Below are 16008 nucleotides of genomic sequence, written 5' to 3'. Positions count from 1 at the left end.
CTCGATCGGTCACTTTACCTAGGCAAAAAGGTTCCATTTTTGCCCATTGGGCATCAGTAAGTATGTATCTATCCATAGTACTATTATAAATTAATCAGTTGCCTTTGTTAATTCTCAACAAACCCTAATAAAAAAGGAAGCTAAGCTTCCTTTTTTGTACCATTAGTGGCAGTGACGATCCCCTGTCTTGCTATTCGTATGGCAGCCTGAAGAATCCGTACCACCTGAATGAGCAAAAGCATTTGTTACCGCAAGCCCCATTAAACATACAAAGATTAGTTTTTTCATGTTGTTCACCTTTTTTATTGAACGATAAAACAAGTTTGAAATTGTACAACAAATAAACGGGTTACTTCTAAGCCATTAGTCGAAAAGAATTATTTAGGCCACTTTTGATGATAGTCATCAATCACATACTCATGCACATGTACACCATTGACTTGGTGCTGAACCACATGATCGTGGTCTGCGGGTAAATCATCATGGCTATGTGCTAGAAAATCTTCATCTTTAGTTGTCCATAAACGTAATGCAAGAATGAGAGCAATAATCGCAATAACAGCCATCGGAATAAAAGTCTGTAATGTGCCTATATTGGTACTTAACCATCCAACTAATGGATAAGTAATTAACCAACAAGCATGAGAGAAAGCAAATTGGGCAGCAAACAATGACGTTCTATTCTCACTCGATGCAGACTTGCGAATTAAACGGCCTGTAGGTGTTTGTGAAACAGAATATCCAATACCAAGTACAAACCAGAGTGCAAGCAAACCATTATAGGATGTAATGAAATAACCACTTAACAGCCCGATTACAAGAATTGTTGTACCAGTCAACATAACTGATCGATCAGGAAATTTATCCAATATCTTTGGCAAAACAAAAGCCGATAACATTGATCCAAGACCAAATAAACCAAATGCCCATGTCGTTGCATTTTCAGTAAGTTTAAATGTCGATTGAACCAGTACAACAGTATTTACAATCACAACCGCACTCGCCGATGCAATTGCTAGATTTAAAGCAAGCAAAGCCTTAAGTCTTGGCGTATTAAAATAAATTTTAGCTCCCTGCTTTATACGACTATAAACACCTCTAAATTCAGGTACTTTGGCAACTGGTAATTTTGCACTTACTACAAACAAAGCAGAACCGATAAAACCCAATACTGTTCCTAAAAACAGATTATGGTAGCTCATGACAGTGAGTAAGAAACCTGCCAGCATTGGACTGATAATATTTTCCAAATCATAGGCTAAGCGAGACAATGACAAAGCATTGGTATAGTCTTTTTCTTCAGGAAGAACATCTGGAATCATTGCCTGAAATGTTGGTGTAAATGCAGCAGAAGCAGATTGCAAAATAAAAATGAGAATATAAATTTGCCAAATTTGCGTCACAAACGGTAGACACAATGCTGTTAATGCTCGAATAACATCTAGTCCAACCAATACTTGTTTTCTTGGTAATCTCTCAGCAAATGCAGATGCTATAGGTGCTACACCGATATAAGCAATCATCTTAATTGCCAATGCAATACCGAGAACTTGGGCTGCGTCTCCCTTTGCAATATCGTATGCCTGTAAAGCTAGGGCGATTGTGATTAACCCCGTTCCGATTAGCGCTATTACTTGGGCCAAAAACAAATGCCGATATGTTGTGTTTTTTAGTACTTCTAGCATCTTATGGATTCCTTTTAGAACCTGACTTCTTTAGCAATTGAATCTCCTTGGAATATTATTCCAAGGAGATTGATCAAAACTTAAAAGACTTTCTTCATTTCACTAAACTGCCCTTCTACAAGTAGAGTTACAGTCACTGGATTTTCAGTACGGTTACGCCAGAACCAACCATGTTTGCCATCAAAAGCTGCCTTTAAGACGCCCTGCTGAGTTGTCTCATTCTTTCCTTTACCATAGCCATGATAGAACCCTTTAGGAGCATTCACTGGATCACCATGAGTATCATAGTTAAGACCGCCTCCTACTGCTTTCCAATCAAAGTTGACACTTGCACTTTGTGGCATTGTCAGTTTCACTTCGGTTGCTTGGCCCGGTTTAAGCTCAATACTAATGCTCTCTTTATTAATAGCAGGCATAATCATTTGAGCATTATCAGCTGCCGTTTGAGTCGAAGTTTCCACTGATATTTGTTCAACACTATTCACTGCCTGTGCAGCATTGATACCATTTTCTGACTCTTCAGCTAGTGATTGTTTGATTTCTCCCATTTTCGTTAAACCAAGCACTTTACCCATACCTGTCGGATCAATTGCATACTCCGCAGGCATGACACAGGTAACTAGCACAACAACAGCACTTACGGCAGCAATTGCTGTTGATTTAATTAACTTTTTTGATGAAGGTAATTCGATATCTTTTGGAATTTCAGCGTTATACATAATTTAGATCCTTATTGAGTAATGAAGCCAGTAAGTTGATAGCCAACAAGTAAAAAACCGAGAAACATGAGGAAGACATTGCTTTGATAAGCTGTTTTAAAGAAATAAGGTGTCTTTCTCCAAAACGTCATTAATAACAAGATGATGCACAGAGCCATAAACTGACCTAATTCAACCCCAATATTGAATGAGATTAAATTTGCCAACAGTCCATCACTCGGAACTTCATATTCCTGAATTTTTACTGCGAGTCCAAAACCATGAATCAGACCAAAAATTAAAGTCGCGATTTTCGTGTTTGGTTGAAAACCAAACCAACGTTGATAAGCCCCCAAGTTATCAAGAGCCTTATAAACAATTGAAAAACCAATGATTGCATCGATGATGTAGGCGTTTATCGAGATGTTGTAATAAACACCTACCAGCATCGTAATCGAATGCCCAAGTGCAAATAGGCTGACGTATAAGCCGATATCTTTCATTCGATATAAAAAGAAGATAATGCCAACAAGAAATAATAGATGGTCATATCCAGTGACCATATGCTTCGCACCCAAATAGATGAATGGAATTACTTGAACGCCATAAATTTCTTGAATATAGCCCTTATCACCTTCTGCTACTCCATGAGCAAAAAGTGTAGGACTTACCAATGTAATGAATAAAGCAAGTAATAGCTTTATGTAAGCACTTAATTTCACAATGTGTGAAGCAATAATTTGCATGTATATCAAACTCCAAAATTTAAAATGAATTGAAAATCCATTAACTTTTTGGGCGGTTTAAAAATACGACTCACCATCAGATAAACATATTCTTTTGACCAATCTAGAATCGATATCCCCTTTAAGAGATGGGCTAAAGCGGTCGATTTAAGTGCGTCATAGCCAACAAAATGTTCATAGTAATTATCTTGGTGACTATGTGAATGTTGTTGACTTATCTCATGATGGTGAGAGTGAATTGCATCAATTGAAACGTGTCTCTGAAATTCATTTACAGTTACATGCTCATTAAAGTGCAAACATAAAGCGAGACTGATCATGCAGACTAGCCACATCATCACAAATTTGCTTTGTTTATCTCGCAATATATTTGTCATTAAAGATGCCCCTAAACAACCTGTTCAGCAGCATCGTTTGATTTTCTTGACCTACCTTGGTTAAACCACACATATAAGGTTGGCAAAATAATCAAAGTCAGTAAGGTTGATGAAATAATCCCACCAATAACGACAGTTGCAATTGGGCGCTGAACTTCAGAGCCAATGCCTACGTTTAAGGCCATCGGAATAAAACCTAATGAAGCGACCAAAGCTGTAATCAACACGGGACGGAGTCTTTCCATTGCACCATGTTTCACTGCATCAATGACACTTTCACCTTGAACTCTAAGTCGCTGAATGGCTGAAACAAGAACCAAACCATTCAGCACAGCAACACCCGATAAGGCAATGAAACCCACAGCCGCAGAAATGGAGAATGGGATATCACGTAGTGCTAAAGCAATCACACCACCTGTTAGTGCAAATGGCACACCTGTGAATACCAAGATACTGTTTCTAACATTACCTAAAGCCATATAGATCATGGCAAAGATCAGAATTAAAGCAATCGGTACTACAACCATAAGACGATTTGAAGCAGATTCCATTTGCTCAAACGTACCGCCCCAAGTCAGCCAATAACCATCTGGTAATTTAAAATCAGCAGTCAGCTTAGATTGTGCTTCTGAAATGTAACTACCAATATCAGTTCCACGAACATTTGCTGTAATGACGATACGACGTTTACCATTTTCGCGAGAAATCTGGTTTGGTCCTTGAACATTTTTTAACTCGATCAATTCTGATAAAAGAACACTCGAACCATCAGCTAAACTCACAGGAATCTGATAAAGCTTCTCTAGGTCTGTTACCGAGTTTTGGTCCATGCGTACCACAATGTCGAACTTTCGATCTCCTTCAAACACCTTACCTGCTGTCTCGCCTGTAATTAGACTAGAAACCTGTTTTTGCACATCCTCTGCATCAAGCCCATAGTTGGCAATCATGTCTTTTTTCAGCTCAACAGAAACCATGGGTAAACCAGACATCTGTTCGACTTTAAGATCAGCAGTACCATTGACTCCCTCTAAAATCTTAGCGGCAGCGTTTGCTGATTCAAGTAACTGTTCCAAATCATCACCATAAATTTTTACGGCAACATCGGTTCTGACACCTGAAATAAGTTCGTTAAAACGCATTTGAATCGGCTGTGTAAACTCATAATTGTTTCCATATACGCCTTTAGATACGCGTTCAATTTCAGCAACAACCGCAGACTTTTCCTTATCAGGATTAGGCCACTGACTACGAGGTTTCAGCATGACAAAGTTATCTGCAACGTTAGGTGGAACAGGATCAGTCGCAATTTCAGCAGTCCCTACTTTGGCAAAAATAGTCTGAACTTCTGGAATTTTCTTAATCTCTTTTTCTAACGTGTATTGCATTTCAATTGCTTGAGTCAACGACGTGCCAGGGATACGCAAAGCATGTAGTGCCACATCTCCCTCATCCAAGGAAGGTATAAACTCTGAACCTAAACGAGTCGAAAGACTTGCACTAAAAACAAAGAAAATAGAGACAAAAGCAATTAGCAAATATCTGTGATTTAAAGACCAATCTAAAATTGGGTTATAAAACCTTTTGATACCATGAACGATTTTTGACTCTTCTTCTTTAATTTCACCGGTAGTGACCAATGCCACCATTGCAGGGACAAACGTAATTGAAAGTATCATTGCTGCCACTAAAGCCATAACCACTGTTGCAGCCATTGGTGTAAACATCTTTCCTTCAACACCAGTCAAAGTCATTACAGGTAGATACACCAAGATAATGATCAATTGACCATAGAGAATCGCTTTGCGGGATTCTTTAGTCGCCTCAAACACAGTCGTAAAGCGTTCTTGCCTTGTTAAAACTCGCCCAAGCTCTTTTTGTTTAATTGCCAACTTTGCTAAGGAAGCCTCAACAATTACAACAGCACCATCTACAATAATCCCGAAATCTAGTGCCCCAAGACTCATAAGGTTTGCACTAATTTTTTGGTTCACCATACCTGTGATTGTCATCAGCATGGATAATGGAATAACTAGAGCTGTAATCAGCGCAGTACGGAAATGACCAAGAAATACAAACAGAACAACGATTACTAGAATCGCACCTTCTAAAAGATTCTTTTTCACCGTCTGTATCGTTGCATCAACCAAAGTTGTACGGTTATAGACCGCTTTTGCTTCTACACCTTCTGGTAATGATTTTTGAACTTGCTGTAGTTTTTGATCAACAGCATGAGCAACATTTCGTGAGTTCTCACCGATAAGCATGAATGCTGTACCCAGTACAATTTCTTGCCCATCTTTAGTTGCGGCACCTGTACGTAATTCGTGACCAATAGATATTTTGGCAACATCTTTCAATCTGAGGATATAACCATTGCTCGTCGTAATCGGGATATTCTGGATTTGCTCAATTGAGTTAATTTGAGAATCAGAACGAATCAAATACTGTTCACCATTTTTCTCAATATACCCCGAGCCTTTATTCATGCTGTTCTTAGAGATAGCCTCTAAAATCGCCTTCTGATCCAGCCCTATGCTACGTAAATAAGCATAATCAGGTTGAACTACAAATTGTTTGAGATAACCACCAATGGTATTGATTTCATTAACACCCTCTACATTTCGAAGCTGAGGTTTAATCACCCAGTCTTGTAAGGTGCGTAATTCCGTTGGTGAAAGTGGATTAGGATTGTTCTTGGCATTTTCAACGGTATACATGAAGATTTCGCCAAGTCCTGTAGAAACAGGCCCCATAGAAGTTGCAATTCCAACGGGAAGATTTGGTGTCACCCCTTGTAGCTTCTCATTCACTAATTGTCGGGCAAAATAAATATCCGTCCCTTCTTTGAAAATTGCCGTCACTTGTGACAGGCCATACCGAGAGACTGATCGGGTATAGTCTAAATTTGGAATACCAGCCAAAGCCGTTTCAATAGGATAAGTCACCTGAGACTCCATCTCCATTGGAGAGAGTCCTTGAGCTTCACTATTAATCTGAACTTGTACATTCGTAATATCGGGAACAGCATCAATTGGTAGCTTAAAATAGTTATAAGCCCCCAATGCACCGACAAATAGGAATACGATGAGTACAAGCCAACGATTCTTAATCGAGAGTTTAACAATCTGATCAAACATATTCGCTACTCCCCTTAATGGTCATGAGTAGCGCCAGATTTACCTAGCTCTGCTTTTAAAAGATATGAATTTCCTGCGGCATAAACCTGTCCTATTCGTAATCCAGATTTAACTTCCACATACCCATTGTATTTATCGCCAAGCTCCAGAGGTCGAGCTTCAAAATCGTTACCAACACGAATGAATACCACGTCCCAATCACGGAAATTCTGTAACGCATCTTCACGTACAACCATTGGCTTTTGACTTTGATTTTCAAAAATTTGAGCCGTGATTAACTGTCCAGAACGCCACTTAAACTGATTTGGTATCTCAATAAATACCTTCGCTGTACGTGTTTTAGTATCGATGACATCACTAATATATTTGATCTTGCCCAATGCCTCTTCTGTGCCTGTCGGACTTTGAGGTTTAACTTTGACTCTGTTTGTAGGGTTTATAGCATTAAGCTTGTCAGCAGGAACATTTACTACCGCCAAGAGTTGCGAAGTATTTGCGATTTTAAAAATAGGGGTTGAAGAGCTTACATTAGATCCAACAGCACCAAGGATTTCTAATATTGTTCCTGACATTGCTGCACGAACTTCAACTGTTCCATTACCTGAACCGCCATAAGAGCTTATTAAGTTATTCAACTCATTTGCACGAGTTTGAGCAGCATCAAAATCTCTCTTTGCAGAAATATAATCAATCTCAGGTGATACACGCTTTTGCCATAATGCTCGTTCTTGTTCCATTTTTTGTCGAGCAAACTGTAGAGTATCCAAAGCAACTTTACGATCCGCATTCAAACGAATTAAATCTTGGCTTTGGACAACAGCAAGTAAGTCTCCTTGACTTACTTTATCCCCAATATTACGGTAGGTTTTTATCAGTGTTCCACTGGCTTTTGGTGCAACAAGGCTTTCAAAATTATCAGGAAACTTCAACTCACCTTTCAGTTCCAAAGCATTTTCAAACATCATTGGTTCAACTTTTAAGAGCTCTAAACCACTGCTCTTAATACTACTGTCTAACATGGTGACACGACCTTCTTTCGTATCCCACTTCCAAGTATGTTTTTTCCCTTGATAATCGACATTTACAACCATTAAAAACGAATGTGGCTCATAGACAATTTCATTTCCAATCAAGTAATCACTCTCTGGTTTAAATTGAATATTTTGCTCAGCATCTAAACGCTTAATGTATATATTCGCTTTTAAGTCTTCAGGTTTAAGCGGCTTGTCATTCAAATACCCATAAACACGGAGGTGTGGTTCCACTCCTTCTTCAAATATCTTAACCTCAGCAGAGAAATCTCCATCTCGATACAACCGACCACCGTGAGGTCCTTTCTCATCTCCAGCTACAGCTACTTTTTCTTCGGCGACCTCACCATGTCCACTCACTTGTGTCTTATTACCGGTTTTATACCAAGCAATAGCACATAAGACGATAAGTAAGGCAACGACACCAGTTGCAATCAATGTATTGGTTTGTTTATTCATATTCTTGCCCTTATTCTTGATCTAAATGAGTAATGTAGTTGCGCTCGACTTCTGCAATTTCTGTCTGCAAAGCCAACCACAAATCGAATCGAGCAAGATGTTTGTCTAGCCAAATTTGCTTGATGTTATTGAACTCAAGTAAAGAGTTTTTCCCTGCTTGGTAACCCATCTCTGCAATTCGCAGGCTTTCATTTGTTGCGGGCAAAACGGTTTGATCATATTGCTTAATCGCATCAATTAAATTGGAAACCTCAATAGATTTGTTTTCCAATTCAATTTTAGAGTTACGACTCAAAAGCATAGACTGTGTTTCTGCTTTCGTATGCTCTGCTTGAGCAATCGCAATATTGCCCTTATTTCGATTAAAGATATTGAGGGGTATTGACGTTGAAACTTGGAAGACTTTGTCATTGGTTTCTTGGTAGTTCCTAACCCCGACTCCCAAAGTAATATCTGGTATTGCTTCTTTGCGGGCCAGTTCAAACTGAGTCTTTTTCAGCTTCGAACTCAGCGTTGCTTCTTGCTCAGACAAACTTATTTTGTTTGTGAAATTAAAGCTTAACGGAACCTCCAATGCATTACTTGGCAGGTTGGAAGTGAACTTAGAACACAGATTTTTCTGGAACTGAATCTTCTTCACTTCATTTTGATGGCGCAATTTCGACTCAGATGAAAGTGCTATGCTTAGCTGAGCATCGGAAGGAATTACTCGCCCGTACTTAAGCCGTTCGGAAAGAACGTTAGCTTGTCTGGCATTCAATTTACTCTCAGAAGAATAAATTTCAGCACGCTGAGTAGCTACATACCAATTCGCCATACAGATTCTTAAATCTGCTTTGAGTTCAGCCTGACGCTTTGCTATTTCGAACTGATTACGATCACCTTGAAAACTCGCAATCTGTTTTCTCAAGGAAAGTTTATTACTAAGAGGAATCTCTTGTGACAGTCCCAATAAGGTTGTTGGGCCATCCAAATCCTTCAGTTTAGAATTACCGAGATTATCCAACTCCACATTGAAAGTCGGATTATTTAATCTACCAGCAAACTTTTGATTAATTTCATAAGCTTGCTCGGACTGCTTTAAGCTATTGAGTACAGCATCACTTGCGATTACCTGCTTTTGTAGTTCAGCATAATTCGTTTCTGCGAATACATTTGCTGCTGTTGCTACAAATCCACAGGTAAGAAATATCTGATATTTTTTAGACATGACTTTACCTATACAAAAAAATTAAAATTAATTTTTGTATAGAAAAATCAATTATGTAGGACGATTAAGTTTTTAGAGTAGGTATAAGAATTACTAAATACTAGAGGGGATCGCCGCTTTAAAAAGGCTCGATAAATAGGCTTTTCAAAAAGCTGGAAAAAGAATAAAACTAGTGGAAGTGCGAAACTCAGAATAAAGACTGGATCTATGCTTAGATCACTATCAGAAGAAATTGGTTTTACTGAATGATGATAAATTGGCTCATCAATGTTCTTCCAGCTATGTGCTTCAGCGTCATGATCAGTAGAGTTTTTAAGAGAATCACTATAATGCTGCAAAGACCAATGACTTGATGCATCATCCTCAACGACAATACTTAACTCATGTTGGTGTTCAATATTCTCAAGTAAGACAGGCGCCCACGCATGAACTCCGGTAATTGTTATCGTAAACAAAAACAGGATAAATGCGAGTATAAGCTTAGACAACCTACTTGAACGCATAGCGATGGAAATACTACTGATTTGCTAACAAAATACTAAAAAGTTTTATTAAAGTAAATCTCTCTCCTCAACATTTGAGAATGAATATGTTCGAAACTATTGAAATCAAATGACATCCAAATCAGCATGGATGGTAAAGGTCGATGGGTTGATAATGTGATGGTTGAACGATTATGGCGGAGCGTTAAATATGAAGAGGTGTATCTCAAAGCCTACAGCAATGTTTTGGATGCGAAGAAGCAATTAAACGCATATTTTGAATTTTATAATTTGAAACGACCTCATTCGAGTCTGGACAAAATGACTCCAGATGAGTTTTACTATGACCAGCTACCACAACAAAATAAGGTAGCTTAACTAGAGCAGAGTATCACTTATAAATAAGCTTTTAGTTGTTCAAACATGTGGGACCACCTCTATTTAAAAAAAGGAAAGAAGATGAAAATTAAGTTTTTAACAGTTTCATTGATGCTTATTCTGCCATTTTCTGTTTTTGCAGCAAATACTGTAGTAGAAAAAGCGGTCATTGAATCAAATAATACATATAAGGCGAAGTATAACTTAGAGGATATGACTGAGTTTAATCAGGCTCAAAAGGGCTTTATTGCCAAGCCAACAGGTCAAATTAAAAGTGAGAAAGGCAATGTTATCTGGGATTTTGATGCATTTAGTTTTTTACAAGATCAAGCACCAAATACCGTTAATCCCACTCTATGGCGACAAGCAAAATTAAACAACAATGTTGGGCTATTTAAAGTAACAGATCGAGTTTGGCAAATTCGTGGTTTTGATTTGGCAAATATGACCATCATTCAGGGTGATACTGGCTGGATTATTGTGGATACATTAACCTCTAAAGAAACGGCTGAAGCAGCACTTAAATTTGCTAGACAGCATTTAGGTGAGCAAAAAATTTCAGCCATTATCTTTACCCATAGCCATATCGATCATTTTGGTGGTGCATTAGGCGTTCTTTCTAGCGAAGAAATTAACGCTAGAAAAACTCCAATTATTGCGCCAAAAGGCTTTATGGAAGAAGCGACCAGTGAAAATGTGATGGCAGGTTCAGCCATGATACGTCGTGCGACTTATATGTATGGAACTTTTCTACCTAAAAATGCGGAAGGATTGGTGGATACAGGTTTAGGTAAGGCTGTTGCTGTGGGAAAAATGGGCATCCTTGAGCCTACACAACTGATCACTCAACCAGAACAGAAAATGACGGTTGATGGCTTGGATTTTGTGTTTTATAACGTGCCGGGTTCAGAAGCACCAGCAGAATTAACGTTCTCTATCCCATCATTGAAACTTTATAACGGCGCAGAAATTCTATCTCATACCATGCATAATCTTTATACCCTTCGGGGTGCTAAAGTCCGTGATGCCTTAAAATGGGTGGGCTATCTAGACCAAGCAATGCAGCATGCCAAAGCATCCGATGTATTGATTGCACAGCATCATTGGCCTGTCTGGGGCAATGACAATATTCAAGATTTTATTAAAACCCAGCGAGATGTTTATAAGTTCACGCATGATCAGACGGTGAGATATATGAACTCTGGTTTTAATGGCGCTGAAATTGCCGAAAAAATTAAGCTTCCAGCGGCACTTGATCAAAAACTATATGCTCATGGCTATTATGGAACCCTAAAACATAATGTAAAAGCAGTATACCAATATTATATGGGATGGTTCGATGCCCATCCTTCCAATTTAGATCCATTACCCCCTAAAGCTGTTGCAAAAAAATATATTGAGTTAGCAGGTGGGGAGAACAATGCATTGAAAAATGCGCGGGATGCCTACGCTCAAGCTGACTATAGATGGGCTGCCGAGATTTTAAAACATATTGTGTTGAATAACCCTCAAAACCAACAAGCAAAAGACTTATTGGCGAATACTTATCGTCAATTGGGCTATGCTGCTGAGGCTTCAACTTGGCGTAATTTCTTTTTGGTGGGCGCTCAAGAGCTACAAAATAATGTACCCCTACAAAATACTTCTGATCCGAGTGATTTATTGATTCATACACCAACTGAAAGATTTCTTGAAGCTATGGCGACAAATTTAGATGTGGAAAATTTAAAAAATGAAAACCAGTGTATCAATCTGGTTTTGTCGGATACCAAAGAGCATTTTTCATTATGGGTTGAAAACTCAGTCATGCAGTTTAAGCGTTATGATGAAAGTAAAGATTTGGCATTGGATTGCCCTACATTAACCTTAACCAAGCCCTTATATCTAAAAATGATTACAGGTCAAATAGAAGGGGTAAAAGTCCTGCTTTCTAAAGACAGTAAAGTCAAAGGTAATCCACTGAAAATTGGAAAATTCTTTGCAATGTTTAAACGTCCAGATTCAATTTTCCCGATTGTGACTCGACCAAATGGCTAAGCTCAAATAAGTAAAGTCGAAACTTAAATTAATAGATCCAAAGAAATGGGTGAAATTATCAACTTGGTTCTCCCAATCTTATAACAGGAATACAAGAAATTATTTCTTGTATTCCTCTTTAAAATTAAAAGTAAGCTATATGTATTTTAACTCTATTGATACTTTATTAAATGGTTTTTGAATTTTTATACTTTATTTTCGATGGAGATATTTTTATTAGTAGCTTGTTTAAAAAAGATTTGTTTATTTTTCTATTAATTGCTTCTAAATAATAACTTCAATATTTTTGTGGTTAAAAGGCAAGGGGGTATTATGATGTGTTTTTTATTGAAAATAAGCTTTTATATTACCAATATCAGCAAAAGGAGTATGAATAAGCTCAAATCCGATCTATCTAATACTTACCCATTTTTTAGGGCAGCTATTAAGCTAAATTTGAGCTAAGTTTTCTACAGTCGTCAAATCATCCGCTACTGCTAGATAAGTATGTAATTATTAAATTCGGCATTAAGCAAAAAATAAGGGAAAAACTATTCCTTTATTTTTAGATAAAATAAATTTTAGGCAACATCCTCTTTAAAGTACTGATGCTTTCTTTTGGAATTATGCTTCCAGCTTTTAGCTACCTTGTAGACTGAAGATGGAAGATCATCCCATTCTTCTGGCAAACCAGAACCTCGTGCAACACGAAGTTTTAAAGGATAATCCTTATATTCGATCAAATGAAAAAAATAGAAACTACGTTCTGGATATGTACTGAACTTTTTAAAATAAGCATTCCTCATATGGGGATATCGTTTTCGGATACCATCATTAGGATCGATTTTTACAGGGCGCTGGTACTGAAATTTCAGCTTTTGCATATTACCTCCTAGTTTAAATTATCTAGAAGGGATCCTCTGCGTAGTAATTCATGTTTTAAAAACCTCTGGTCAATTATCGCTTTAGCTTTATATATTTAGCCTACCTTAGATCAAGCTATTTAAAATAATAGCCTAGCGTATCGTCTTTTGAATCTCCCCACCCCGTCCATATCTGGGTCAATTTTACATAATGCTGATTAACGCTTTGAACTTTATATAAATAGCTACGTGGTGGAGAAATATTATTCGTTCGTACTTTCTCAATTAGAATAAAGGTCTTGTCATCTAGCCATTTTACTCGAAGTGGTAAAGGATCTTGGCATTGCCCCATTTCGGCATACATTGCTGCGTCCTTACCATTTTTGGCAAAAGATAATCCCGCACATTCGGTATCTGGCAAATCTAAGACCAGACGCTTTCCTACTAGGCTTTCTTTTGCACCAGCACAAGCTAGTGTTGAAAGACTTAAACATAATCCTGCGAATATTAATTTTTTCATTTGATTTGACTCTTTATTTATTTGGAAGTTAAAACACATTGTCAATAAAGCCACACTGTAAAATGTGTTGTGAAGAATTGACTGGGTTGTCATAAAGACTGATAAAAGCAATCATATCATTCAGATAAGAAGTGTCACGTTTATAGGGCTGGCTATAAATATAAATCTGTTTGGGTGTATAGATCTTTTGATTTTGGAAGACTTCGCCATTAAAGACCTTTAAATGTGGATATTGCTGAAAGACTTTTTGGGTTTTACTTCTATTTTGATCATCATGCATAGAAGCTTTATCCCACTGCTGTTTAAAGCTTTTGAATTGCTGCCCTGTATGGCGACTGAATTTAATATTTAATCCGCTCTCAATTTTTTGTTTAGTTGTGGCGATGTCATCTCGACGATAGATCGATGTACTTGCTCCTGCAACACTGACATGCATTGAGGTCTCAATGCGTTGAATCGGATTGCTTTTGTTTCTAGGACGATAGACGGTTGTTTCAGGGCAGTCCTGACAGAAATTTTCATCGTCTGAATCATCGATAATGGTCGTCTCTTGCTTGCTATATTGCTTTTGAAATTGTTTCTGAAGTTTGGCGATCGCTGGTGTTGGTATATCTGCCCTGTCACCCAACGCCAGTTGGTTATTAAAAGATTGTTCATTTTCAGTCCAATCCAGACAGGATAAGCCTTGCTCCAGTGTTAAAGATGAGGCAGAAATAGGTTGAGCCGTCGCGGTGTGTATCATGAGCAGCGAGATACTCGTGACAAGAAATTCTTTAATCATACATCTCATTTTGTTGTTGTCCTTATTTTCGCTTACCGATCATTCACGTTAAACCAGTAGGAATATTCTTTAGGCTGACCATTCACCAAGACATTGCTGAGTTTGACATCGTAGATCACGTTCAGTTTCAAATCGTCGAAGTTAAATTGGATATGGTTGGGAACACCGATATTTTCATAGCGTATATTGCTGATCTTCTGTTTAGCTCCACTACTTCGTTCAGTGACTACAACAGTGGCTTTGGCGTAATCCACATTTCGATTGGCAAAGAAATTCTTTTGATCGGTTAAAACTGAAATCGAGAGAATTGAACCCGCCATATAATATTTGGCTGGATAGTTGTGGTAGGGATAGGCAATCACACCGAGTGGTGCAGTGGTTGGATTGTCGAAGGGATAAACCACTTTGTAGGACGTACCGACCACATAAGGGAATCGGGTATCTTTAAATGATGGCGCATTAACTGAACCATACGCCGATTTTTGTAAGAAAGGATTCAGCATCCAGAGGCGATGCCCCACATCTCCTGCAAACAGATTTAATTTGTCATGCACCATATTTGTAATGCTTTCGGCAGGTGAATAGTCATATTTATTCTGTCTTACCCCCATTTCCAAACTACTGGTTTTTGCACCCACTGCACCAATATCTGAATAGCAGTTTGTGTTTGATTCTGGGTAATGGGTCAAGATGTTGTTTGCAGCAAGAATCAGCGCCGTCTGCATCATCTCATCTTCATGGGCATAGTCGTATGTAATACTTGGCAGCCCATGCAAGGCACGAACCGTATTGATTTCATTTAAAAATTCATTTCTAAACTTTGCACTGAGCTTACCCGCATAACAGTTATTAATATTGGGGGCATCACTCATAGATGAAGCCTTAAACACATCAAAGCTGATGGTTTTACTCTCTGCTACCAGTGTTTTGGTATCACCCTCTTGGGTGAGTTTAAGAGTACATACACCCGCCCCAATCCCCTTGAGTTCGCCCTGACTATACGTACAGGTTGATGAAGAAAGGCTGCTAATCGTGACGGGAAGTTTGGCACTGGATTCAGTATCCAGTGAATACACACTATCCGTCAGGATGTATTTGATTTTGAGTGGGGTAATGGTTTGCTCGACCTTAGTTACACAAACATTATTTTCTAGATATTGATCGGCAGCACAAGTCACATTGACGGTCATGCGGCTATTGAGTGGTAGAACTTTTGTTGTACCAGCCTGTGTCAGTGCCAGAGTACACTGTCCAACCTTTAGGGCTTTAAGTTCACTATCATTTACACTACAGATGTTGGGGGTATTACTGCTAAAAGTCACTGCCAGACCTTGATCTGTTTGCAGCGATAATGGATAGCTTTGACCTTGGATCAGGTTACTCAATGAGAATGCCTGAATATTCTGCGGCGCCTTATTTCTACATGTCCCCTCTTCTAGATATTGAGTTTCAGCACAAGTTACAGGCTTAGGATTGGTACTGCCATTATTAGGATTTTCCGTTCCACCACCATTGGATGAACTGGACTCTCCTCCCGAACCACCGCCTCCACAACCGACCATGACTGTACTGATTGCCATCATCAGCACAGATGGCATAAAGGTTTTTGAAATCATCATGAT

Annotated in this window: 14 protein-coding genes and 1 pseudogene; 2 read left to right on the top strand and 13 right to left on the bottom strand. The window is 38.4% G+C overall.

The features are described from left to right. Positions 1-162: 162 nt before the first annotated feature. The 9 genes from CDG59_RS15050 to CDG59_RS09300 all read right to left on the bottom strand — a co-directional run bounded on the left by CDG59_RS15050 (position 163) and on the right by CDG59_RS09300 (position 9849). Positions 163-288, bottom strand: a complete 126-nt coding sequence (locus tag CDG59_RS15050) for a YHYH domain-containing protein (RefSeq protein WP_016541229.1) — start codon at positions 286-288, stop codon at positions 163-165. A gap of 89 nt (positions 289-377) precedes the next feature. Beyond that, positions 378-1685, bottom strand: a complete 1308-nt coding sequence (locus CDG59_RS09335) for an MFS transporter (protein ID WP_004885568.1) — start codon at positions 1683-1685, stop codon at positions 378-380. An 80-nt stretch (positions 1686-1765) separates the two neighbouring features. After that, positions 1766-2404, bottom strand: coding sequence for a hypothetical protein (locus tag CDG59_RS09330; RefSeq protein WP_004828381.1), 639 nt, complete (start codon positions 2402-2404; stop codon positions 1766-1768). Between the two features lie 11 nt (positions 2405-2415). Then, complete coding sequence (locus CDG59_RS09325) at positions 2416-3129, bottom strand: HupE/UreJ family protein (protein WP_004885567.1); 714 nt, start codon at positions 3127-3129, stop codon at positions 2416-2418. Between the two features lie 5 nt (positions 3130-3134). After that, positions 3135-3506 (bottom strand): hypothetical protein, encoded by a 372-nt coding sequence (locus CDG59_RS09320; protein ID WP_004885566.1) that lies wholly within the window; start codon positions 3504-3506, stop codon positions 3135-3137. Between the two features lie 11 nt (positions 3507-3517). After that, entirely contained in the window at positions 3518-6646 is a 3129-nt protein-coding gene (locus CDG59_RS09315) for an efflux RND transporter permease subunit (RefSeq protein ID WP_005085369.1), read from the bottom strand. A gap of 14 nt (positions 6647-6660) precedes the next feature. Beyond that, positions 6661-8136, bottom strand: coding sequence for an efflux RND transporter periplasmic adaptor subunit (locus CDG59_RS09310; protein ID WP_004885562.1), 1476 nt, complete (start codon positions 8134-8136; stop codon positions 6661-6663). Between the two features lie 10 nt (positions 8137-8146). Next, positions 8147-9346: a TolC family protein gene (locus tag CDG59_RS09305; protein ID WP_004885559.1), complete on the bottom strand. Its 1200-nt coding sequence runs from the start codon at positions 9344-9346 to the stop codon at positions 8147-8149. A gap of 47 nt (positions 9347-9393) precedes the next feature. Continuing rightward, positions 9394-9849: a hypothetical protein gene (locus CDG59_RS09300; protein ID WP_005085372.1), complete on the bottom strand. Its 456-nt coding sequence runs from the start codon at positions 9847-9849 to the stop codon at positions 9394-9396. A gap of 96 nt (positions 9850-9945) precedes the next feature. Between CDG59_RS09300 and CDG59_RS09295 the strand changes: the two are divergent. Next, positions 9946-10206 (top strand): annotated as a pseudogene (locus tag CDG59_RS09295) (integrase core domain-containing protein); the annotation flags it as partial. A gap of 81 nt (positions 10207-10287) precedes the next feature. Beyond that, positions 10288-12243, top strand: coding sequence for an alkyl/aryl-sulfatase (locus CDG59_RS09290; RefSeq protein ID WP_000693745.1), 1956 nt, complete (start codon positions 10288-10290; stop codon positions 12241-12243). 560 nt (positions 12244-12803) lie between these two features. Here the strand turns inward: CDG59_RS09290 and CDG59_RS09285 are convergent. The 4 genes from CDG59_RS09285 to CDG59_RS09270 form a co-directional block, all read right to left on the bottom strand. Further along, entirely contained in the window at positions 12804-13106 is a 303-nt protein-coding gene (locus CDG59_RS09285) for a hypothetical protein (protein WP_004885555.1), read from the bottom strand. A gap of 115 nt (positions 13107-13221) precedes the next feature. Further along, positions 13222-13605: a hypothetical protein gene (locus tag CDG59_RS09280; protein ID WP_004885553.1), complete on the bottom strand. Its 384-nt coding sequence runs from the start codon at positions 13603-13605 to the stop codon at positions 13222-13224. 28 nt (positions 13606-13633) lie between these two features. Further along, positions 13634-14395, bottom strand: coding sequence for a hypothetical protein (locus CDG59_RS09275; protein ID WP_005085375.1), 762 nt, complete (start codon positions 14393-14395; stop codon positions 13634-13636). 23 nt (positions 14396-14418) lie between these two features. Further along, positions 14419-16005: a CAP domain-containing protein gene (locus CDG59_RS09270; RefSeq protein WP_087544972.1), complete on the bottom strand. Its 1587-nt coding sequence runs from the start codon at positions 16003-16005 to the stop codon at positions 14419-14421. Between the last annotated feature and the right edge of the window lie 3 nt (positions 16006-16008).

This window comes from Acinetobacter sp. WCHA29, assembly GCF_002165335.1.
Classification (GTDB): domain Bacteria; phylum Pseudomonadota; class Gammaproteobacteria; order Pseudomonadales; family Moraxellaceae; genus Acinetobacter.
This window is presented reverse-complemented; position numbering and strand designations above follow the sequence as displayed.